21 protein-coding genes are annotated in these 23,039 nt (G+C 43.2%); 14 read left to right on the forward strand and 7 right to left on the reverse strand.

What is annotated here, in order from left to right; genetic code table 11:
* The first annotated feature begins 31 nt into the window (after positions 1 to 31).
* The 4 genes from FTU02_RS06870 to asd all read left to right on the forward strand — a co-directional run bounded on the left by FTU02_RS06870 (position 32) and on the right by asd (position 3,737).
* The gene (locus FTU02_RS06870) at positions 32 to 532 is read left to right on the forward strand and encodes an ankyrin repeat domain-containing protein (RefSeq protein WP_180156453.1); all 501 of its coding nucleotides are present in this window, start codon (positions 32 to 34) and stop codon (positions 530 to 532) included.
* A gap of 146 nt (positions 533 to 678) precedes the next feature.
* Positions 679 to 1,887 carry a nicotinate phosphoribosyltransferase gene (gene pncB / locus FTU02_RS06875; protein ID WP_111885113.1) on the forward strand — a complete coding sequence of 403 codons (1,209 nt, stop codon included), beginning with the start codon at positions 679 to 681 and terminating at the stop codon, positions 1,885 to 1,887.
* A gap of 153 nt (positions 1,888 to 2,040) precedes the next feature.
* Positions 2,041 to 2,889 (forward strand): sulfurtransferase, encoded by an 849-nt coding sequence (locus tag FTU02_RS06880; RefSeq protein ID WP_180156455.1) that lies wholly within the window; start codon positions 2,041 to 2,043, stop codon positions 2,887 to 2,889.
* On the forward strand, positions 2,886 to 3,737 hold the full coding sequence (asd, locus tag FTU02_RS06885) for an archaetidylserine decarboxylase (protein WP_180022320.1): 852 nt from the start codon (positions 2,886 to 2,888) through the stop codon (positions 3,735 to 3,737). Before FTU02_RS06880 ends, asd begins: the two co-directional genes overlap by 4 nt.
* 145 nt (positions 3,738 to 3,882) lie before the next feature.
* Here the strand turns inward: asd and FTU02_RS06890 are convergent, their stop codons facing one another.
* Both FTU02_RS06890 and argS read right to left on the reverse strand, forming a co-directional pair.
* Positions 3,883 to 4,482 carry an SPOR domain-containing protein gene (locus FTU02_RS06890; protein WP_078193250.1) on the reverse strand — a complete coding sequence of 200 codons (600 nt, stop codon included), beginning with the start codon at positions 4,480 to 4,482 and terminating at the stop codon, positions 3,883 to 3,885.
* Positions 4,483 to 4,726: 244 nt separating this feature from the next.
* Positions 4,727 to 6,517 carry an arginine--tRNA ligase gene (gene argS, locus FTU02_RS06895; RefSeq protein WP_078190674.1) on the reverse strand — a complete coding sequence of 597 codons (1,791 nt, stop codon included), beginning with the start codon at positions 6,515 to 6,517 and terminating at the stop codon, positions 4,727 to 4,729.
* A gap of 177 nt (positions 6,518 to 6,694) precedes the next feature.
* Between argS and FTU02_RS06900 the strand changes: the two genes are divergently transcribed.
* A complete protein-coding gene (locus FTU02_RS06900) occupies positions 6,695 to 6,982 on the forward strand; it encodes a DUF2798 domain-containing protein (RefSeq protein WP_373684219.1) in 288 nt (95 codons plus the stop codon).
* A 59-nt stretch (positions 6,983 to 7,041) separates the two neighbouring features.
* Here the strand turns inward: FTU02_RS06900 and FTU02_RS06905 are convergent, their stop codons facing one another.
* The 4 genes from FTU02_RS06905 to FTU02_RS06920 all read right to left on the reverse strand — a co-directional run bounded on the left by FTU02_RS06905 (position 7,042) and on the right by FTU02_RS06920 (position 10,235).
* Complete coding sequence (locus FTU02_RS06905; RefSeq protein ID WP_180132816.1) at positions 7,042 to 7,635, reverse strand: hypothetical protein; 594 nt, start codon at positions 7,633 to 7,635, stop codon at positions 7,042 to 7,044.
* 106 nt (positions 7,636 to 7,741) lie between these two features.
* Complete coding sequence (locus FTU02_RS06910) at positions 7,742 to 9,052, reverse strand: DUF445 domain-containing protein (protein ID WP_180156457.1); 1,311 nt, start codon at positions 9,050 to 9,052, stop codon at positions 7,742 to 7,744.
* Positions 9,053 to 9,078: 26 nt separating this feature from the next.
* The gene (locus tag FTU02_RS06915) at positions 9,079 to 9,636 is read right to left on the reverse strand and encodes a hypothetical protein (protein WP_180156459.1); all 558 of its coding nucleotides are present in this window, start codon (positions 9,634 to 9,636) and stop codon (positions 9,079 to 9,081) included.
* Between the two features lie 59 nt (positions 9,637 to 9,695).
* Positions 9,696 to 10,235 carry a DUF924 family protein gene (locus FTU02_RS06920; protein ID WP_180156461.1) on the reverse strand — a complete coding sequence of 180 codons (540 nt, stop codon included), beginning with the start codon at positions 10,233 to 10,235 and terminating at the stop codon, positions 9,696 to 9,698.
* 210 nt (positions 10,236 to 10,445) lie between these two features.
* On the opposite strand from FTU02_RS06920, the gene gshA reads away from it, so the two are divergent.
* Together gshA and FTU02_RS06930 are read left to right on the forward strand one after the other, a co-directional pair.
* Entirely contained in the window at positions 10,446 to 12,023 is a 1,578-nt protein-coding gene (gene gshA, locus FTU02_RS06925) for a glutamate--cysteine ligase (RefSeq protein WP_111885118.1), read from the forward strand.
* Between the two features lie 21 nt (positions 12,024 to 12,044).
* A complete protein-coding gene (locus FTU02_RS06930; RefSeq protein ID WP_180073350.1) occupies positions 12,045 to 12,572 on the forward strand; it encodes a disulfide bond formation protein B in 528 nt (175 codons plus the stop codon).
* Between the two features lie 68 nt (positions 12,573 to 12,640).
* Here FTU02_RS06930 and FTU02_RS06935 read toward each other — a convergent pair whose 3' ends face one another.
* Positions 12,641 to 13,972, reverse strand: coding sequence for an alpha/beta hydrolase (locus FTU02_RS06935; protein ID WP_180024647.1), 1,332 nt, complete (start codon positions 13,970 to 13,972; stop codon positions 12,641 to 12,643).
* Between the two features lie 243 nt (positions 13,973 to 14,215).
* Between FTU02_RS06935 and FTU02_RS06940 the strand changes: the two genes are divergently transcribed.
* From FTU02_RS06940 to urtE, 7 genes are all read left to right on the forward strand, one after another.
* Positions 14,216 to 14,815 carry a YqiA/YcfP family alpha/beta fold hydrolase gene (locus FTU02_RS06940; protein WP_180156636.1) on the forward strand — a complete coding sequence of 200 codons (600 nt, stop codon included), beginning with the start codon at positions 14,216 to 14,218 and terminating at the stop codon, positions 14,813 to 14,815.
* 186 nt (positions 14,816 to 15,001) lie between these two features.
* Complete coding sequence (gene parE / locus FTU02_RS06945; protein WP_180156463.1) at positions 15,002 to 16,882, forward strand: DNA topoisomerase IV subunit B; 1,881 nt, start codon at positions 15,002 to 15,004, stop codon at positions 16,880 to 16,882.
* 375 nt (positions 16,883 to 17,257) lie between these two features.
* Complete coding sequence (gene urtA, locus FTU02_RS06950; protein WP_180078537.1) at positions 17,258 to 18,544, forward strand: urea ABC transporter substrate-binding protein; 1,287 nt, start codon at positions 17,258 to 17,260, stop codon at positions 18,542 to 18,544.
* A 95-nt stretch (positions 18,545 to 18,639) separates the two neighbouring features.
* Entirely contained in the window at positions 18,640 to 20,274 is a 1,635-nt protein-coding gene (urtB, locus tag FTU02_RS06955) for an urea ABC transporter permease subunit UrtB (protein WP_180156465.1), read from the forward strand.
* 4 nt (positions 20,275 to 20,278) lie between these two features.
* Positions 20,279 to 21,352 (forward strand): urea ABC transporter permease subunit UrtC, encoded by a 1,074-nt coding sequence (urtC, locus tag FTU02_RS06960; RefSeq protein WP_180156467.1) that lies wholly within the window; start codon positions 20,279 to 20,281, stop codon positions 21,350 to 21,352.
* The gene (gene urtD, locus FTU02_RS06965) at positions 21,349 to 22,170 is read left to right on the forward strand and encodes an urea ABC transporter ATP-binding protein UrtD (protein WP_180156469.1); all 822 of its coding nucleotides are present in this window, start codon (positions 21,349 to 21,351) and stop codon (positions 22,168 to 22,170) included. The genes urtC and urtD overlap by 4 nt, the downstream gene beginning before the upstream one ends.
* A 10-nt stretch (positions 22,171 to 22,180) precedes the next feature.
* A complete protein-coding gene (urtE, locus tag FTU02_RS06970) occupies positions 22,181 to 22,879 on the forward strand; it encodes an urea ABC transporter ATP-binding subunit UrtE (protein ID WP_068532840.1) in 699 nt (232 codons plus the stop codon).
* Positions 22,880 to 23,039: the final 160 nt, after the last annotated feature.

Below are 23,039 nucleotides of genomic sequence, written 5' to 3' on the forward strand. Positions count from 1 at the left end.
ATTCTACATTCGATTTCTGTTGGAGTTCATCATGAAAGTTATGCAGCATTTGACTTTAGCCAGTCTTCTTGCGTTTGGTTCCGCATTCGCAAACGTGGCAATCGCGGAAGATATCTCCCCCGCTAAAGCAGCTGCAAGCGATCAGATGACCTCACAACAGGAATTGATCGCAATCTTCTTTGCCGCAGCCAAAACTGGCAATGAAGAAGTGATTAATGAGTTTCTCAAGCACGGTTTTCCGGTCGATGTGCGCAATGCTTCGGGTTTTACACCACTGATGATGGCGACCTATTATGGTCATCAAAATATTGTGACTCGTTTGCTAGAACACGGTGCAGACCGCTGCGCACGTGACAATAAAGGCAACACCGCATTGATGGGTGCCATGTTTAAATTAGAATGGGCGATTGCAAAGCAATTACGCCAATTGGATTGCGATGCAAATGCCAAAAAAATGGGGCAAAAGACTGCAGAACAGTTTGCGCGTGAATTTGGTCAAGAAGAAAAATATCGACAGTTACTCAAAAAATAATGAGCTTGATCGCGCTCAGCTTCAGCAAAAAAATTGAAAAAAGTCGATGAATCGCGGTGATTTATAAGTTATTCCACTAAATCAATCGGCTTTTTATCAATAAAGTATGCTTTAATGCAAAGAGTTGATAAAAACTGAAAGTCTTTATGTCTCCAATCATCCAATCCTTATTAGACACAGATCTGTATAAATTCACCATGCTTCAGGTGGTGTTACACAAATTTCCGCAAACCCATAGTGTGTATCACTTTCGTTGCCGTAACTTGGATGATACAGCCTATCCACTGGTTGAAATTTTGGATGATTTAAACATGCAGCTCGACATGCTTTGTCAGTTGAAGTTTAAAGAAGATGAATTGCAGTATTTACGCAGTTTACGTTTTATTAAAAGCGATTTTGTTGATTATCTTGAATTATTTCAGCTTAAACGCCGTTTTATTAAAGCGGGTATTGATGATGAAGGTCGACTCGACATTTGGGTAGAAGGCCCAATGGTTCAAGCGATGATGTTTGAAATCTTTGTTTTAGCCATCGTCAATGAATTATATTTCCAACGTATTCGTACACCCGAAGTTTTAGCCGAAGGTGAGCGCCGTTTACAGCATAAGATTGCCTTGCTGAAGCAGTATGAAGCACGGCAAAATCCAAATGATCCACCATTCTTGGTCTCTGATTTTGGCACGCGTCGTCGTTATAGTTATGCATGGCAAAAGCATGTAATTGAAGAATTAAATCAGGCTTCACCGTATATTTTCCGCGGTACAAGTAATGTTCTGATTGCCAAAGACTTGAACATTACTCCAATTGGTACGATGGCGCATGAGTTCCTACAAGCATTCCAAGCGCTTGATGTTCGTCTACGTAACTTCCAGAAGTCTGCGCTAGAAACATGGGTGCAGGAATACCGTGGTGACTTAGGAATAGCCTTAACGGACGTTGTCGGTATGGATGCGTTCCTACGTGACTTCGATTTGTACTTTGCCAAACTATTCGACGGTTTACGTCATGACAGTGGCGACCCGTATGAATGGGGCGATAAAGCCTATGCACATTACAAAAAGCTTAAAGTCGATAGCAAAAGTAAAATGCTGACCTTTAGTGATGGTCTAAATATCGAAAAAGCGTGGGATTTGCATAATTACTTCAAAGACCGTTTCCAAGTTAGCTTTGGTATTGGCACCAACTTGACCAATGATATGGGACAAACTGCGCTGAATATCGTACTGAAACTGGTTGAATGTAATGGTCAATCTGTGGCAAAAATTTCAGATAGTCCGGGTAAAACCATGACGGATAATGATACTTTCTTAGCGTATCTACGTCAGGTGTTTGACATCTCTGAAGTTAGCGCTTAAACACAGCATTAGATAAAAATAAAAAAGCCGAATCAATGATTCGGCTTTTTTATATCTAAAATATTGCTAAAGGAATGCAAAAATTCAGAATAATAGTGAAAATGACTTATGCTAAGATCGAATTTAATCGCACAAAATACAACACGAACAACGATGACAGTATCTACACTGAATTTTGGTCTGCTGATTGAAGCGGAAGAATTGGTTCCACATCTTGGTAATGAAAAACTACGGATCGTCGATTTGAGTCGTCGTTCGGTTTATGACCAATTGCATATTCCACATGCACTGCATGTGCAGCCGAAACTGTTAGTGCGCCAAGAAGAACAAGCGATGGGGCTTTTACCTGACCAAGCTGGCTTAGAACAGCTCATCAGCTATCTGAATATCAGTCCAGAACATCATGTAGTAGTGTATGACGATGAAGGTGGGGCATGGGCTGGTCGACTGATTTGGAACTTACATTGCCTCGGTTTTGAAAATACCAGTCTCCTCAATGGTGGCATCCATGCTTGGCTTGGGGCAGGCTTACCGACCTCGTCTGAAATTGAGCAATTTGAACCCGTGAGCCCATTGGTTGAAGTAAGTGCGGAGGCGCGTGCTCAGTATCAAACAGATTATGATGAGCTATTGGCTCGTGTGCAGCAGGAGCAGATCCAAGTATGGGACTGCCGTACCGAAGATGAATATACAGGCCTACGTTTGGCTGCGCGACGCGGCGGTCACATTCCGGGGGCACGACATTTCGAATGGAGTACTGCCCTTAACCGAGAAAATCATTTAAAATTGCATCCTTTAGAACGCACACAACAACGCTTAGAACAATTGGGATTCAATTTAAACGAACCTGTGGTGGTATATTGTCAGTCCCATCATCGGTCGGGCCTAGCTTATATACTAGGACGTTTACTCGGTTGGAATATTCGAGCTTACGATGGTGCGTGGAGCGAGTGGGGCAACCGACTCGATAGTCCTGTGATCACCGGAGAGTTGCCGTCTTGAGCCTTACATCTCAGTTAAAAAAACAAATTTTTATTCAAGCTCAGCGTGTTGTTCCACAGCACAAATTATCACGTATCGTGGGTAAATTGGCTGCAAGCGAAAACCCTGTGGTGAAAAATGCTGTGATTACCGCATTTAAAGCGCAGTATGGCATCGACATGTCGATTGCTGAGCAAAGCAATGCCTTAAAATTTAAATCCTTCAATGAATTTTTCACTCGTTCTTTAAAAGAAGGCGTACGTGTAGTTGATGCAAATGCCAACAGTGTTGTTTCACCCGCAGATGGTGCGATTTCACAACTAGGTAAAATTGAAAATGGTGACGTATTTCAGGCCAAAGGGCAGAAGTTCACCGTTGAAAACCTGATTGCCGATCCACAATTGGCAGAGCCGTTTAAAAATGGCCAGTTTGCTACGGTTTATTTGTCACCAAAAGACTACCACCGTGTACATATGCCATTTGCAGGAACATTGACAGAAACCCTGTATGTACCGGGTGAATTGTTCTCAGTAAACCAGACCACTGCTGAAAATATTCCGGGTTTATTTGCCCGTAATGAACGTATGGTCTGCTTATTTGATACAGAAGTCGGTCGTATGGCGGTTGTATTGGTGGGCGCAATGATCGTGGCAGGTATTGAAACCGTGGCTACAGGTAAAGTTAAACCTACAGGGCGTTTGGAACTCAATCAACACGATTTATTCTTAGAAAAAGGTGCAGAATTGGGCCGTTTTTATTTAGGTTCAACAGCGGTAGTGTTGTTTGAAGAAAACAAAATGCAATGGGATGCGACCTTTAAAGCCAACTCGACTGTGGTGATGGGCGAAGCTATAGGGCATACCATTTAATGAATTCCCTCTCCTTTTAGGAGAGGGTTAGGGAGAGGTTTTTGAGCTAAGCGGATGTATTCAAAAAAGAATCCCTTCTAACCTCCCTTTATTAAAGGAATGAATAAAAAAAAGCGCCATCAGGCGCTTTTTTTAAATTCAAAATTTAGCGTTTTACGACGATCGAGTCGATACTGCTATGACGTAAAGTTTGTTGTGCAATCACAGCAGCTTCTTGTGAATCATAGGGGCCAGACACGACGCGATACCAAACTTTGCCATTTTCATTACTTTGGATCACATCGGCAGATAAGCCATTTAAAATAATTTCTGCACGACGGGCATCGGCTTGGTCAGGGTCATCATAGCTACGCACTTGCAAAATATAGCTTGCAGGGGCAGGTGTTGTTTCTGTGGCTTCAATACCCGGCTCAGTCGGTGTAGTGGTATCCGTTTCAGGTGCTTCAACGATCACCACGGTTTCTTTGGTATCTGTTTCAGGCACAGCTTGATCTGGAATCGGGGTGACTTGTTGCTGAGGCAACAGATCATAAAAACGGTAATCTTTATTGGTTTCTTCTTGGTAGTGTTCAGAGGTAATTTGACCTTTCGGTTTTACCGGCTCCCATGGTTTCCATAACATCAAGGCCACCAAGAAACTCAACACGATTAAAATGATCACAAGTGTACCTAACCATGCAGGAATCAATGGTTTTTTAGGCTGATTTGGCCGCTCTGATACACCGCGTTGCGTTTTTCCAAACACGAGGAAACCTCTTTAATTGTAATTGTTACGAACCTAGCGGGAACTGACCCAAAACCAAGTTCTGATTATTATATATTACATGACTGTCATGCTGTTTATGTTTAATTTTCACAATTTCAACATCTTCAATTTTTCATTAAAAGATGACTGAATATCCATGAAAATACAGGCTCATAAAGAGCCTGTATAGGCGTCAATGTATATGGTCATACATGGACGGATTCTAACGTATGCTAAGAATGGCTTACATTGATTCAGGCGCACTCACACCCAATAATTCAAGACCATTGCGTAAAACTTGCTGTACATTTACAGACAGTAATAAGCGCGCTTGAGTCAGTTCTGCATCATCACCCAAGACTTTATTTTCGTTGTACCAACCATGGAACAACGCCGCCAATTCTTTCAAGTAGTTACCCACTTGGTGTGGTTCATAGCTGTTTGCTGCACGAACCACAATTTCAGGGTAAGCCGCAAGTTTAGCAAGAACTTCAGTTTCAGCTTCTAACTCAAGTTTAGCTGCAAATTGACGTGCAGCTTCAGCAGAGAATTGAACGTCTGTCGCAGCCGCTTTTTCGAGCATACGGCAGATACGTGCGTGTGCATATTGGATGTAGTACACCGCATTGTCTTTACTTTGAGACACAGCAAGGTCTAAGTCGAAGTCAATGTGTTGTTCTGATTTACGCATGACGTAGTAGAAACGAGCAGCATCGTTGCCCACTTCTTTACGTAAGTCGCGTAAAGTCACGAATTGACCTGAACGAGATGACATTTGAACCATTTCGCCGCCACGCCATAGGCTCACAAATTGAACCAAAAGCACGGTCAATTTTTTAGAATCATAGCCAAGTGCATCAATCGCTGCTTTCACACGTGCGATATAACCGTGGTGGTCTGAACCCCAGATATCCACGATATCGGTATAGCCACGTTGTAGTTTATTTAAGTGATAAGCAATGTCGGATGCGAAGTATGTAGTCTGACCATTACGACGTTTCACAACACGGTCTTTTTCATCACCAAATTCAGTTGATTTGAACCAGATGTTGCCATCTTTTTCGTATAAGAAACCACGTTGATCGAGCATTTGTAATGCTTCATCAATTTTTTCAGTCAAGGTTGCTTCGCTGAACCATTGATTGAAAGTCACGCCAAATTCACCGAGGTCATCTTTAATGTCATCGAGAATGGCTTTCAGCGCAGCTTGATGGAACACACGGTAACCCGCAGCCAAATGGTTTTGTGAATTATGAATTAGGCCATCAATGTGTTTTTCTTTATCGCCTGAAACAACGACTTTATTGCCTTCGCTATCGAGTTCAGCGGCATATTGCACATCTTCTGGAACATCTTTGTAGATGTCGGCAACAGGGCGTACATAAGCATCGCCATCTTTGTCGATAATGCTTTGAGCGATTTCTTTAACGTAGTCGCCTTGATATGCATTTTTAGGGAAGACCAGTTGTTGACCGGTCAATTCTAAATAACGCAAGTAAGTCGATGTCGCCAAGATATCCATTTGACGGCCAGCATCGTTGACATAGTATTCACGGTCAACTTTGGCACCTGTTGCTTCAAGAAGATTGGCAACGGTCATACCGTAAGCTGCGCCACGACCATGACCAACGTGTAGGCTAGACGTTGGGTTGGCTGAAACGAATTCCACTTGAACACGTTTTTCAGCATTGGCCTGAGTGCGACCGAACTGATCTTTCTGAGCTTGAATTTGGTCTAAGACAGCAAAACGTTGGTCAGCATTTAAAAAGAAGTTAATAAAGCCAGGACCTGCAATTTCTGCTTTGCTGATATCTGCGACTTCTGGAAGATTTGCCAGAATTTTTTCGGCTAAATCACGCGGCTTCATACCTGCAGCTTTAGAGGCAATCATGGCAATGTTTGACGCAAAGTCACCGTGGCTTCGGTCTTTGGTTCGGGTCAAATTGCTAGTATTGTTCCAGTCAGTTGGGAGTACACCTTCAGCTTGAAGGGATTGCACTGCATGATCGAGCGCTGCTTGTATTGCCGTATTCATAATCAGTCGAAAAATAAATGTCGCAGAAAAACGGTAAATATAGCAAATTTCAGGCTCTTTAGGTGAACCCATTTGTTGCGAATAAAAAATATTCGATAAAAGTGAAGCATTGCTTATATCGAAGTAAAACGATATAAGTAGTTTAGCGATTCAGGATCACTGCTTGAGTATATGGACATGTCACAACCCACCCCTAAAATTTTTGGCAATGTGCCGAAGTTAGCTGCACGCTGGGCGCTGATTATCGTGCCGTTTATTTTATCCTGTCTCATGAGCGGTATTATTTCGTTTATTAATATGCTCAGAAATTTAGGCTGGTTTGAGGGATTTGTGACTCTATGGCTGCATAATTGGATGATTTCATGGGCAATTGCTTTTCCCATTGTACTGATTTTATTGCCATTTGTTCGAAAGTTTACAGGCCTGCTGGTTGATATGTCAGGGCCACAGCCACCTGCAAAATAAGCCTGCATGTAAGTCACAGCTGAGTCAAACGGTGACTTACTGCATTTCGCTTTAAATATTTATAGGCTATCGCGACAACTCACTGCTTTAGAGAGTAACTCGGCTTTGTTGTTTTGGAAGGTATAGAGTTTTGAGGAATTAAACACTTTAATGACTTTGGCCTGAGCGACAGCGGTTTTAAAGCTTTGGAACTTTTGCTGATGGGCTGTCTCAAACGGATTTCCAAAGTTTTTATTGTCGAGCAGAATTTGAATTTGCCCCACATTTGTATCATGTGCTTTTAGGATCTCTTGGCCATCCGCGTTGCTTATACTGAAAGTTGGGCGCTGAGTGCTGATTTTGCAATTCAATTTGAGGCTCAAGGTGAAATTGTCTGCCGATTTATTTTTGAGGGTAGATGTGCCTTGTTGATCATTTTCAATATAGATCCACTGATTTTTCGGCATATTGGTTAGTAGGGTTTCTAACTGTTGTTGGGTACTTTTGCTGATATCGACTGTGCCTTTTTTATCGATTTCAGGGGCTTTTTCTTTACCGAGCATGCCCATCACTTTGTCGCTGACTGTGCTACTGGTTTTGGAAATGGTCTGGCAAGCGCTTAAGCTACTGATGATTAGAATGAATGGTAGTGTATAGATGGCAGGTAAATGCATAGATTTTATTGTTCTATTAAATTTTCGGATCGGCAAAGTTTAACGGTTCTACGCATAAAGCTCAAACCTGCGGCCAATCTCCTTTGAGGAGGACTGCTGCAGGCGGCTAAAGCAGCCATTCTACACAGGCACGAATAATCCCCAGTGCGAGGCCAATAAAACCACCGACCACGACACCATTGACTCGAATCATATGCAAGTCGCCACCGACTTCGTTTTCGATCTTATCGATCATTTCACGTGAATCCCATTCATGTATACGTTCACTGATAAACCGAATGACTTTTTCGCTATATTGATCGGAGAGATTGATGGCAATATCACTCATTTTTTCATTCAGCAATTGGCGTACAGCGACATTAGAGACAATATTTTCGCCCACTTGTTGAATGGCGACACGTAGGTTTTGTGCAATCCCAGAGTCGGGTTTTTCTAAATCAGAACGAATCGCGTCGCATAAAATCACCACTGCACCACTGATAAAATTCAACATTTGTGGACTATCGAGCATGGCATCTTTGGTACTGTTCAGGCGTTGGCTGGCTACACTTTGATTGTCTGCCAGTTGCTGCATAAGCTGCTGTGCCATTTCTTCAATTTTTCGACGCCAAGGATGTTCTGGATCGGCCAACATAGATTCGACACGGCTCACCAATGAATCAATGGTGCGTTGTTGTACATCAATGCCGATCCAGCTTGCACCTTTGGCGAGCTTCCAAACCCCGAGTTCTTTAAACAACTGACGTGATAAATCACGGGTTTGTTCAGGGTGCTGTAACATCCAGTCATGGGCTAAATCTAATCCACGTTGCAGGACATCTTGATGGAAATCATTTTCTAAAACTGCTCGCAGCATTTCACTGGCAAGATGGTTGACTTGCGTATTGCGTACCCATTGCACGCTGTTATTTTGGATAAATCGTCCAATTTGTTCCTGACCGACAAATTCGAAAATTTTCGGTACCGTTTGCTGAATGACTTGAGTCACTTGCGCATTATTGTGCGGATTGGCCAACCATTTCCCGACGGCAAGAGAGAGATCCGTCTCCGCTAAACTTTTTTCAACCACTTGTGGTGAAAGAAAATTTTCCTGAACAAAGCGGCCCATGGACTCAGCAATGCGCGCTTTATTGCGTGGAATAATTTCTGTGTGGTCACGTAAAAATTTAGGAATCGGAATACGACCAAAGGGATTGCGAAATAAAACGGTTATCGCATACCAGTCTGCCAAACCACCAACCACTCCAGCTTCTGCTGAAAGCATTAAAATATGAATGAGCCAGACGTATTCAGGCAGCAATTTAGCTGCGATCATCAATGCAATCCACGCCAGCACCGCCACCACCAAAGCAATGGTGGCGAAGCGTTTACTGCGTTGCAGACTAGGTGAAACAGCGGGCTGTTCAGTTGGGCTCATCAATGATCGGGTCTCTATGGGTTGACTTATTTAGAGGTGGGCTCAGCGGCTACAGGCAAAGGATTTCCTTGGCTGTCTAAACCATATTTAGCTCCGAGTGACTGCAAAATCAAGCGAGCATCAAAGGCATCCTGAGGGGCTTTGGCACGATCTTTATAGCAAGTAATACTGTAGGAAACTTGAGTCGGATCGAGTGTGACCACCTGTGGAACGTCATAAAACGGGCCTGGCCAAAATCCGGGATGGCGACGATAATAGCCATATGGATAAGGCATAGGGTCTGGGTAAATCACCGCTTGACGCGGTGGTTTTTGACTCCGATTACTCGGATCATCCATGACTTTAAAATATTGAAAGCCATTGTGTAGGGTGGTTTGAGCGGCTTTAACCAAGGTAATTTCTTCGGCAGTACCATAGCTCATATTGGGGCGAGCTTGAAAGCTAATACGGTAGCTTTGCGCATTTAATGGTGTCGCAGAATATTGACCGAGTTGTTCAAAGGTCAAAGGTTTTGATGGGGTTGTGGCACAGCCAGTCAAACCGAGTGCTGCGGTCATGGCTGCTGCGATAATGAGTTTGTTCATGCGCATACTCCTGTTTAGTCGGTTCATGGCAAGGGGAGATACTGGCCAAAAGCCGTCAATTAAAAGCTAGAATTGGGCTGGGTTAAAAATTCCAATTCCTCTGCTGTGGATGTTCTGCCCAATACCGCATTGCGATGCGGGTAACGTCCAAATCGATCGATAATCACTTTATGCTTTTTTTCAAATTCTAAGTTGATCGGATTGCCCAGTTGCTCAAATAATTTTAACGCGCTTTGATGGATTTTTGTCGATTCGCTATGCATAAAGGGCATATATAAAAATGAGCGCTGTTCAGGGCTTAATTGTAGATCTAAACCCTGCGCGATGGCTTCTTGTGCAAGCGCCAAAGCCAGTGCATCTTGGGCAAAAGCCAAGCCAGAGTCACGGAATAAATTTCGCGAAAACTGATCTAAAACAATAATTTCAGCCAAGCGACCTTCGGCTGTGGTGCGCCATTGCCACAGTTCTGCTTGACTGGCCGCTTGATGGATGTCTTTAAACTTTTTTTCGATTAAAACATCAAAATTATTGCTTTTAGCGAACCAATTGGGCTGATTTTCTAGGTTAAACCAAAATTCGAGAATATCTTGATAATTCATAAGTTTTAAGCATTATTAGCATATACTTGTTTATAAAATCACAAATTTCAAATGTCATATAGAGTAAGTTTGTGATAAAAAATTGCCAAAATAAAATCACGGTTTGTCTCAAAACTATACAGTGGGTCATATGCCCACTTCAAATCGCGTTATACTGATATAAACTGATGATTTTATTTTAGTAGTTTCTTCCATTTAAGCGAGATAGCAATGAGTCAACCCGAATCGACCTCTCAAGACATTTTACCGACTTGGGTAGATTCTTCGCTGATTAAAGGAATGTTGCGCGGTATTGAGCGCGAAAGCTTACGTATGCAAAGCAACGGTTTCTTGTCTCAGGCCGACCACCCCCAAGCCTTGGGTGCGGCTTTGACTCATCCGCATATTACGACAGACTATTCTGAAGCTTTAATGGAATTTATCACACCGCCAAAAGAAACCATTACCGAGGCGTTGAACTATCTGCAAGATATTCATGCTGTTGCGCATACGCATTTGGAACATGGTGAGAAACTTTGGCCGTTGTCGATGCCGTGCATGTTGGATAAAGACGAAGACAGTATTCGTTTAGCGCAATATGGCAGCTCGAATATTGGGCGCTTTAAAACCTTGTATCGTCGTGGTTTAGGGGTGCGCTATGGTCGCCGTATGCAGACCATTTCAGGGGTACATTATAATTTATCTTTCCCAGATCATTTCTTTGAAGCACTGCAACAGCACGAAACTGACGACGCCCTCAAAGCATTGAGCTTACAAGATTATCGCAGTCATCGTTATTTCGGCCTGATCCGTAATTTTATTCGTTTAACGCCATTGGTGATGTTTTTGGTTGGGGCGAGTCCGTCGGTGTGTAAATGTTTTATGACTGGACGTGAACATCAGCTGTTACCGCTCTTAAAAGGCACGCTATTTTTACCCTATGCAACGGCGCTGCGTATGGGAAATTTTGGCTATCAAAATTCAGCACAAAAACAGTTAGGGATTCACTACAACGACATTCAGGCGTATTTGGAAGGTTTGCAAAAAGCGGTGCATACCCCGTATGCTGCATTTAGTCATTTAGGTTTAAATGATGAACAGGGTGAACCGATTCAAATTAATGACCATGTGTTGCAAATTGAAAATGAATACTACAGTTTGGTTCGTCCGAAACAAGTGCCACAGGATGGTGAAACACCGTCTGAAGCCCTGCAAAATCGTGGCGTAGGTTATGTTGAATTACGCGCGGTAGACGTCAATCCTTATAGCCCGATTGGGATCAATGAAGACACGGCAGGCTTGCTCGAAGTGGTGGCTTTGTACTGTTTATTGCAAAACAGTCCAGCGTTGTTAGATGCCGAACAAAATGAAATTGAGAAAAATCAGGCGGAAGTAGTGAACCGTGGTCGTGCCCCAAATGCAGTGATTTTACAGCAAGGGCAAGCGATTCCAATTGAAACATGGTGTCGTACACATGTTGCTGCGATGCAACCGTTGGCTGAATTGCTAGATGATTCTTACAATACAAATATTTACACTCAGGCAATGGCTGTGATGCAATCACGCATTGATGAAGTCGATGAAACATTGTCGGCACGTATGATTAGCGATACTTTAGAACAAGGTGGAACTTGGGGCTTTGGTAGCTTTATGGCCTTACAACATGCTGAAGTGTATGAGCAGCATGTCTTGAGCCCTGAAGCTGCTGCATATTTTGCACAAGCTGCTGAGCAGTCTTTAGAAAAACAGGCTCAACTTGAGCAAGACTGTACCTTGAGTTTTGAAGAATATTTGAAAAACTTTAGATAAAAAATTTTAAGAGGATTTACCATGAAATGGAGTTTCCGCTTCGTGAGTGGTTTGTTGTTTTTAGCCAGCGTGATCGGTATGTCTTTTGCGCTGTTTTTAGAACATGTACAAGGCTTAGAGCCTTGTCCGTTGTGCGTATTCCAACGTATTGGTTTGATTGGACTCGGCATCATTTCATTGATTGCGTTGATTCACAATCCAGCATCGAATTGGGGTAAACGCATTTACGCATTGTTGGGGACACTATCAATTCTTTGGTCTGCTGGGGTGGCTGCGCGTCATATTTGGCTGCAAAACTTACCGCCAGACAAAGTACCGAGCTGTGGCCCAGGACTGGATTATTGGGTAGAAACGCTGCCGTTAAAATCGGTCTTTGAGCAAGTGCTGACAGGCTCTGGTGAGTGTGCCAAAGTGGATTGGACGTTCTTGGGACAATCCTTACCGGTTTGGTCATTGGTGTTTTTTGCGGTCTTAACTTTGCTTAGCCTTTGGCAGTTATTACGTAAATACCCAAGCAGACCAGTGCCACGTTTACGTGATAAATTTTAATTTAGTGATACATAAAAAAGCCCTCAGTTGAGGGCTTTTTTACGCATACACATGGTGGAAATTTTACCTTAGGTTAGGGCAATGCCTTCCATACTTTCCAAGTCCATCATAAATTCATAAATGTGGTCACAAGCTTTATCGTCATTATTTGGATAGAACCAATGCACGATTTGCTCAGCCACTTGCGGATGATGCTGAATTTCAAAATGGTTCAGGCCATAAAATATTGCTTTATGTGAGTCAGGTACTTTTAATTGGTAGCGTGGGTTTGGGTGTTCTCCTAACGCACTTTTCACACTGACCAAGTAATCTCCAATCACATGTCGCGTTTTATTGCGACGATGTTCATATTCGATGGTCCCTGCCACGAGGTAGGTATTGATATGCGATGGAATCGGGGCTGGTTTACGGTTGTCGTCCATGAGTCCAATACGGACATCATTATGTTCCCAATCATCATCACGCACGCTGCCATAGCGCAAATCTAAAATGCCGTTACTGCGAATATTCACCACGTGGCCCACGATTTTGACCAAAGGGAAACGCCCCAATTGATCTTGCAGATGAAATCCGATACGTTCAAGCACAGCACCATGATGCGGTGAGCCTAAGCAGACTAGATTTTCGACTTGATGAATCCATTGATACATATTTTGTTTGCCATAAAAAATGGCACTACGGGACACTAAGCCTCCCATACTATGACCAATTAAGTCGATACTGGTAATGCCGGGGTTGCGACGGACCAAATCTTCTAATGTATTGGCTAGGCTGCGACCATTGGTCGAGATACGACGACCCGTATTGTAATTTAAATACAGCATGGTGTTATGGTCACGTTGAGAAAGTAATTTTTCACCAATGCCGCCATATTTGGCTGTCGACCATGACAGATGATTCATGCACAGCCCATGAATTAACAGGGTAATACGACCGTTTAATTCGCCTTTTTGTACCGCACCATAATGGTCGTAAACCACCATCGGTAAGGCCATCGGGTTGTGATATTTCAGTAAATAGTCACCCAGCACCCCATTCAGCGCACCTACTAGAAAATGTAAAGACGGCGTGAGGGGTTTGTCGTGTAAGCGTGGGAATTTTTCAATAATGCTACGCAGCGTTGGTGCAAGTAAATAATTGCCATAATTGAAAAAAGTGTTGTAAGAAAATTCGTAAATCCGTGCAATGGTCGGCTGCTTATGAAAGGCTTTCGAGCCTTGTTCGCTCATTCCAAAAATACTGATTAAAATTTCACGTTGAATGTTTTTGATCAAGTCATGCACGACATCACTAAAACGCATTGTCACGAGTTGTGCCAAACCTTCCAGCACATCTGCTTGACTGGGTGGAGTGCGGTCCCATTTACAATAGGTTTCATGCAATGGTGTTAAGCTAGGCATAATGTTCCTATCCTTACATTCAATGCTATCCCTCGATTGTATTTATTACTGGAATAGCCTGAAGTTTCATTGTTTATTTTATAAAATTCTCACGAACAGCTTTTACAATACCGATAACAGACCTGTCGGTGAATGCCTTTTGTCTGACAATTTTACTAAAAATTCAAATTTAGAAAATGTGACGCAGTTAGCACTTATATGCCACTTTTAAAGCAATTTAAAGATCAATTTGGAATCAAAATGATGAATATTGTGTATTTGCATGGTTTTCAAAGTAACTCAAATTCAGTGAAAGGACAGATACTGCGGCGCCATTGCGCAGACTTAAATGGTGTGCACGTGCATTTGCCAGATTTGAATATGCCACCGCTACAGGTAATGCAGCAGATGTCAGAGCTGATTGAAGGTTTGGATAATGTGGTTTTGGTCGGTAGCAGTTTAGGTGGCTTTTATGCGACGCAGTTGATGGCACGCCATCAAATTCCTGCGGTGATCATCAATCCTGCGGTCTATCCATGGCAATTATTTCGTGATTTATTTGGCGACACGGCATTGCCTTATCAGGTGACTGAAACGTGGTGCTTGGATGATGCACAGCTCAATCAAATGCAGGCTTTGGCTGTATCTAAGGTTGAAAATGCAGATCAACTGTTGGTCTTGCTCCAACAAGGTGATGAAACCTTGGATTATCGTGATGCCACTAGTTTTTATAGTGCGGTTCAAGCCGGCACGGCTATGCTGATCACTGAGGTGGGTGGAACGCATGACATGGATGATTTTGCAGAAAAAATACCGATGCTCTTGCAGTTTTTATCTGATGCTGTCAAAAATATGCCTAAATAAAATGATCCAATACAAATGCTGAAAAGCTAGATTCAACATACAAAAATAGGCAGTTACGACATCATTTGACGTTTAAATTGTTTAAGAAAATGGCGGCTGATCGCAAGAGATATGCATTTTAATAAAAAAGCATATACTGTAGCGCTTGAAGAAATGTTTTAACCAAAAAGCAGGGAATTTTGCAACGTGACGCAATATACGGCTCAATCACTTGAAGTTTTATCTGGCCTAGATCCGGTACGTCGTCGTCCGGGTATGTATACAGACACTACACGACCAAACCATTTGGCGCAGGAAGTGATAGATAACTCCGTCGATGAAGCGCTTGCAGGTCATGCCAACAAAATTACTGTGACGGTTTATAAAGATGGTTCTTTGTCGGTAGAAGACAATGGACGCGGTATGCCTGTTGATATTCATCCTGAGTATGGTCAAAGCGGGATTGAAATTATTCTGACCAAATTACATGCCGGTGGTAAGTTCAGTACCGATAACTACCAATTTTCAGGTGGTTTACACGGTGTGGGTATTTCGGTGGTGAACGCACTGTCAGATCGTGTTGAAGTGGAAGTTCAGCGTCAAGGCAATCTATATAAAATGGCCTTTGAACATGGCGTTCCTGTGGCACCGCTTGAGGTGTTGGAAGGCAAATGCGCTAAACGTGCAACGGGTACTACCGTGCATTTTTGGCCTGAAGCCAAATATTTTGATTCGCCTAAATTTGCGCTGAAAGCCTTAAAACACAACTTAAAAGCCAAGGCTGTTTTGGCGGCAGGCTTGCAGATTATTTATATCGATCAAATCAACAACGAAAAGATCGAATGGCAATTTGAAAATGGTCTAGTCGACTATTTGATGGATGAGCTACAAGACCGTGACATCGTTCCTGTTCCTGCATTTGTTGCGACTGGTGAAGCTGAACGTGCTAGTGCTGAATTTGCCATTTGCTGGAACGTTGAAGGCGGCGAACAGATTCAAGAAAGTTATGTCAATTTGATTCCAACTGCGCAAGGCGGTACACATGTCAACGGTTTACGTTCGGGTGTGACAGATGCGATTCGTGAGTTCTGTGAATTACGTAACTTGTTGCCGCGTAATATGAAGCTGTCTGCCGAAGATGTGTGGGATGGTGTCAACTTTATTCTGTCTTTAAAATTCCAAGAGCCACAATTTTCGGGTCAAACTAAAGAACGACTTTCAAGCCGTGAAGCCTCTAGTGTGGTGTTAAATATTGCCAAAGATGCCTTTGCACTGTGGCTGAATCAAAACTCCGATATTGCTATGCAACTGGCAGAAATGGTGATTGCCAAGGCCGGTCGCCGTTTAAAAGCTGCGAAAAAAGTTGAACGTAAAAAGATTGTTTCAGGTCCAGCTTTACCAGGTAAATTGGCGGACTGTGTAGGCCATACCTTAGAAGAATCTGAACTGTTTATTGTGGAAGGGGATTCTGCAGGTGGTTCTGCCAAACAAGCACGTGATAAGAACTTCCAAGCGATCATGCCGATCCGTGGTAAGATTTTAAATACTTGGGAAGTGTCTTCAGACGAAGTTTTGGCATCGCAAGAAGTACACGATATTGCGATTGCGATTGGTGTAGATCCGGGTAGTGATGACTTATCTGAATTACGTTATGGCAAAATTTGTATTTTGGCCGATGCCGATTCAGACGGTCTACATATTGCGACGTTGCTTTGTGCTTTGTTCGTTAAACACTTCCCAACTTTGGTGGAAGAAGGGCATTTGTTTGTGGCAATGCCACCACTGTTCCGTATTGATGATAATAAAGACGTTCATTACGCGCTGGATGAAGATGAACTAGAAAGCATCTTAAAGAAATGTAAAACCAAAAATCCTCAAATCACTCGATTTAAAGGATTGGGCGAGATGAACGCGAGTCAGCTGCGTGAAACGACTATGGATCCCAATACACGTCGTTTAGTGCAACTGGACTTGGATGACGTACAGTTTACTTCAGGTTTACTCGACAAATTATTGGCGAAGAAACGCTCTTCAGACCGTAAACACTGGCTAGAGCAGAAGGGTAATTTGGCCGATTTGGCGGTTTAAAATTGCAATAAGAAAAAAACCACGCAAGTGGTTTTTTTTTGCTTTAAATTTAGGAAAAGCTGCATGATTTGTGTGCTAATACACCGTATTTTTTGAAAAACGTCGCAAAATTGTTCAATTATAGGTCAAGTGTTGGATACAAGTTTGTATGCATCTTTGCGGTGATTTTACGGTGTTTGGATCGAACCATAAAAAATTACAAGCAAAGTTTTTTGTTATAACTATATGAAAAATAATATTTAAAAAATAAATAAAAGCACTCAATCAAAATAAAAAATAAGCCTTGGCACAGTTATTGAATTGCTCTGTTGTGATGAAAGACAACAAATGCATTTTAAAAATGTGACTTACAAGCTTAGGTTGGGAGTGTGAATAATGTTTCAACGCAATGTATTTGCTAAAAGTATTTTAGCGGCAACGATGACTGGGGCGATTGCTTTAACGGGCTGTTCAAAACCTGCAGAAGAAAAAACAGAAAGTGCTGCATCTGAACCAAAAGCCGCTGCAGCAAGTGGTGACACCATTAAAGTTGGGATCTTACATTCGCTGTCAGGCACGATGGCGATCTCAGAAACTTCTCTTAAAGATACGGCCTTGATGGCGATTAATGAAATTAATGCCAATGGCGGGGTATTGGGCAAAAAATTAGAACCTGTGGTGGTTGACCCTGCATCGGACTGGCCACTATTTGCGGAAAAAACCCGTCAGTTGATTACCCAAGACAAAGTAGCCGTGATTTTTGGTTGCTGGACGTCGGTATCTCGTAAGTCGGTTTTACCCGTGGTTGAAGAATTAAATGGCTTATTGTTCTACCCTGTTCAGTATGAAGGTCAGGAACAGTCTAAAAATATTTTCTACACAGGCGCTGCACCGAATCAGCAAGCGATTCCTGCTGTTGAATACCTGATGAGTGAAGAGGGCGGTAAGGCAGAACGCTTTGTACTGTTGGGCACAGACTATGTTTACCCACGCACTACCAACAAAATCTTACGTGCATTCTTGAAGTCGAAAGGCATTGCCGATGCAGACATCATGGAAGAATATACCCCATTTGGTCATAGCAACTATCAAACCATTGTGGGCAATGTGAAGAAGTTTGCGGCAGGGAAAAAGACTGCTGTGATCTCGACCATTAACGGCGATTCAAATGTGCCGTTCTATCGTGAATTGGGCAACCAAGGCATCAAAGCTGCGGACATTCCAGTGATGGCGTTCTCTGTAGGTGAAGAGGAATTACGCGGTATCGACACCAAGCCGCTGGTCGGACACTTGGCATCGTGGAACTACTTCATGTCAGTGAAAAATCCAGTGAATACTGAATTCACCAATAAAATGAAGCAGTATGCCGTGGAATACAAATTGCCAAATGCAGACAAGTTTGTGACCAATGACCCGATGGAAGCTACCTATGTCGGCATCAATATGTGGAAACAAGCGGTAGAAAAAGCAGGAAGTACAGATGTCGATAAAGTGCGTGAAGCTATGGCCGGCCAAGAATTTAAAGCGCCATCGGGCTATACCTTGCAAATGGATGCGTCGAACCATCATTTGCATAAACCAGTCATGATTGGTCAGATCCGTGCCGATGGTCAGTTTGATGTGGTACACAAAACCGCAAAAACCATTGCTGCAGAGCCATGGAGTCCGTATATCCCTAAATAATTCAATCCGAATGCCTGTTGCTATTGTGTAGCAGGCCTTTTTTGATGTGATCCCTAGAAGGGGTTGTTCTATTACTCAATAGGGATGCTTATAAGATGAAAAAATTACGCAATTTCCCGATCCTTTTTCTATTCCTGAGCCAATTATTCTGTCTGCAAATCGTGCATGCAGAAACTGCAGCGGATGTGGTGTCTACGGTGCAATCTGGGCAGCAAGGTGACGCCATTCAGCAATTTGTTCGCGGGAGTTTTACCGAGCGACGCAGTTTACTGAATCAATGGCCGGACGATATTGAATCCTTAGATCAGTTGGCCGCATTGGTTGAAAAAGATCAGTTATATAGTGGTCAAAGCGGTCAAACCTATATTTTAGAAACTGACGAAAAATTATTGAGCTATCCAGATTTGCAAATCGTGACGGATTGGCCTGCCGATTTATCTCAAGTCACCTTGGTGAATACCCTTCGTAAAGCCTTAACGTTTGCTCAAGCGAAAGAAAAGCTGCAATCGAATGATTTAAACCAACGTTTGGATGCAATTGATATTTTAGAAAATAACTTGGCTGAGTTGGATGTTAAAAATATTAATCAATTGTATTTAAATGAAAAAAATAACAAAGTTAAAGCCCGTTTAGCGCAGCTCAAAGCACGCTTAGACTATCAAAACCCCGATGTATTACAAAAAATACAGGCGGCTAAAGTGCTGCAAGATTCTAACCGTCCCGATGTGTTGGCAATGGTGGAGCAGGAATTACAACAAGCCAATCTGCATCCCGAGTTAAAAGCTGCACTGACGGAAGCCAAGAGCAATATTAAAACTCGGATTCAAGCCAGTGAATGGACTGGACATGTCTTTTCTGGACTGAGCACGGCCAGTATTTTATTGCTTGCGGCACTGGGCTTAGCCATCACGTATGGTCTGCTAGGCGTGATTAATATGGCGCATGGTGAACTGATCATGATCGGAGCCTATACCACTTATGTGGTGCAAAGCCTGTTTAAGAGTTATCTCAGTAGCTATGTCGATTGGTACTTGATTGCCGCGATTCCTGCTGCGTTTTTTGTTAGCGCTTTGATCGGCATGTTGATTGAACGTACCGTTATTCGTCCCTTGTATGGCCGTCAATTGGAAACACTATTAGCCACCTTTGGTGTGAGCTTAATTTTGATGCAAGTGGTGCGTATGGTTTTTGGTGCGCAGAACGTTGAGGTGTCAAATATTTCATGGCTGTCAGGGGGCATTGCTGTGACACCGAGCCTGATGCTGCCTTATAACCGTATTGCCATTATTGGTTTTACCATTGCGGTACTGTTGTTGCTGGTTTACTTGCTGAATAAAACCCGCTTTGGTTTATTTGTTCGTGCCGTCACGCAAAACCGTCAAATGGCACAGGCCGTGGGTATCCGTTCTAGCCGTATTGACATGATGGCTTTTGGCTTAGGTTCGGGGCTTGCAGGTCTGGCAGGCTGTGCCTTAGCACAAGTCGGCAATGTCGGTCCTGATTTAGGACAAAACTATATTATTGATGCGTTCTTGGTGGTTGTGGTGGGGGGTGTTGGCCAAGTATGGGGCGCAGTACTGGCTGCCTTAGGTCTAGGTGTCAGTGGCACTGTGCTGGAAATAGGCATGGGTGCGGTCTTAGCGAAAATTATTCTACTGGTTCTTGTGATTTTGTTTATTCAAAAACGTCCACAAGGTTTGTTTGCCATCAAAGGCCGTTTTGTGGAGTAAGCGCATGAAAATCACTTCGTTATTATCGGATAAACCTTATAGCGGTATGGCGATTGCCGTGTGCTTTACCATATTGCTGATTTTACCTTGGTTACATGTATTACCCGCCGATTCAGCACTGCATTTATCAGCGTATTGGGTCACGCTCATTGGCAAGATTATGTGTCTCGCCTTGGTGGCATTTGCCTTAGATTTGGTTTGGGGCTATGCCGGCATTTTAAGTTTGGGACATGGTCTGTACTTTGCCTTGGGCGGCTATGCCTTCGGTATGTATCTCATGCGTGAGGCGGCAGGCGATGGCTTACCCGACTTTATGCGCTTTTTGAGTTGGACTGAGCTACCGTGGTACTGGATGGGTACTGAACATATCGTGTGGGCATTGGCTTTGGTGGTTTTAGTTCCGGGATTGATTGCCTTCATTTTTGGCTTCTTTGCCTTCCACTCAAAAATTAAAGGCGTGTATTTTTCAATTATTACCCAAGCCATGACTTTTGCCGCTGCGCTACTATTTTTCCGCAATGAAACAGGCTTTGGCGGTAACAACGGCTTTACCGGTTTTAAAACCATCTTAGGTATGGATATTACCTCTGCACCAATGCGTGCAACCTTGTGTTTCCTCACGGCACTGACTTTGCTTATCTGTTTTGTCGGTTTACGTCACCTGATGAATAAACCCTATGGTCGCGTACTTGGTGCAATTCGTGACAGTGAAAACCGTTTGCAATATTTAGGTTACCGCACCTTATGGTACAAGCTCTCTGCATGGGTGTTGTCAGCAGTGATCGCAGGGATTGCTGGTGCTCTGTATGTCCCTCAAGTCGGCATTATTAACCCGAGTGAAATGAACCCTGTCAATTCGATTGAAATGGCGGTGTGGGTGGCTGCAGGGGGACGCGGTACGCTGATTGGCCCGATTTTGGGAGCAGGTTTAATCAATGGGGTGAAGACCTATTTCACGGTGGCTTATCCAGAGGCATGGCTATTGATTTTAGGTGCACTGTTTATTGTGGTAACGATATTCCTGCCAAAAGGTGTGATTGGGTTATTAGAGCGGTTTAAAAAGGAGCGCAGCGAATGAATGATCAATGGGTTCAACCGCATGGTGGCCATGCTGCTGAAGTCTATGGGCGACCAAAGGAGCAGGGTGCAGATTTCAGTCACGGTATCGCCCTGTATTTGGAAAAAGTCAGCGTTTGGTTTGATTCTTTCCGTGCATTAAATGATTTGTCGTTATATATCAAAGAAGGTGAGCTGCGCTGCATTATTGGCCCTAATGGTGCAGGTAAAACCACGCTGATGGATGTGATTACAGGGAAAACTCGTCCGACAGAAGGTTCGGCTTTTTTTGGGCAAACCTATGATTTGGCAAAAATGAGCACGGAGCAAATTGCAGAAGCCGGGATCGGTCGTAAGTTTCAAAAGCCTACTGTATTTGAAAATTTTACCGTGATGGAAAACCTGTTATTGGCAGCGCCGAAAGATAAACGGGTGAAAAAGAGTTTCTTCAGCAAACTCGATCCAGATGCGCAAAACGCCTTGGACGAATCTTTAGCACAAATCCGCTTAGAAGAATTGATCCATAAACCGGCAGGGCTGTTGTCACATGGTCAAAAGCAGTGGTTAGAAATAGGCATGCTACTGATGCAGCGTCCAAATTTGATTCTGCTAGATGAACCTGTAGCAGGGATGACCGATGCTGAAACAGAGCGCACTGCAGAGCTGTGTTTAGAGTTGAAAAAGAACCATACCCTTGTTGTGGTTGAACATGACATGAGCTTTATTGACACCATCAGTGAAAAAGTCACCGTATTGGCGCAAGGTGCGATTTTGGCCGAGGGTACATTGGCCGAAGTTCAAGCCAATGAAGATGTCATTGAAAAATATCTCGGACGTTAAGGAGCAGACCATGTTAGAAGTCAAAGACGTCAATCAGTTCTATGGTGGCAGTCATATTTTAAGAGATGTGACATTTGCCGCTCCTGTGGGCGCATGTTCGGTGGTGCTCGGGCGAAATGGTGTGGGTAAAACCACCCTCTTAAAATGTTTAATGGGCATTTTACCGATCAAGTCTGGGCAGATCTTACTGGATGGCAAAGACATTTCTAAACTGAGTCCAGAGCAACGTGTACGCGAAGGATTGGCTTATGTACCGCAAGGACGGGATATTTTCTCGACCTTGACCGTTGAAGAAAACATTTTGATTGGCATGGCGAAATTTAAAGGCGCTAAGACCCGAAAAGTGCCAGAACATCTCTATGAGATTTTCCCCGTATTGGATGAAATGAAACATCGACGAGGTGGAGATTTATCAGGTGGTCAGCAGCAACAATTGGCGATTGCCCGTGCGCTCGCTTCCGAACCGCGGGTATTGATTTTAGATGAGCCGACCGAAGGCATTCAGCCCTCGATTATTAAAGATATTGGTCGTGTGATTCGTCAGTTAGCCGATGGCGGAGAAATGGCGATTGTTTTGGTTGAGCAGTTTTATGATTTTGCAGAAGAACTTGCAGATGAATATACCGTGATGGCGCGGGGGCAAGTGATTGCACAAGGTGTCGGTAGTGAAATGCCTGAAAAAGGCATTCGGGAACTGGTGGCGATTTAACATTTAGTTGACTACGATGTGTGGCGGGCTTGTATGAATCAAGCTCGTTACTCTTTTAATTCAATTTACTAAGATCAAAAAATCGTTGCTGGTCATGGCAGTGGCATCAAAAAAACGAGGGGCTTCAAAAAAAATTTGTTTTAAGCCATAAGCTTAAGTT

Source organism: Acinetobacter sp. YH12045, assembly GCF_013419925.1.
GTDB classification, from domain to species: domain Bacteria; phylum Pseudomonadota; class Gammaproteobacteria; order Pseudomonadales; family Moraxellaceae; genus Acinetobacter; species Acinetobacter amyesii.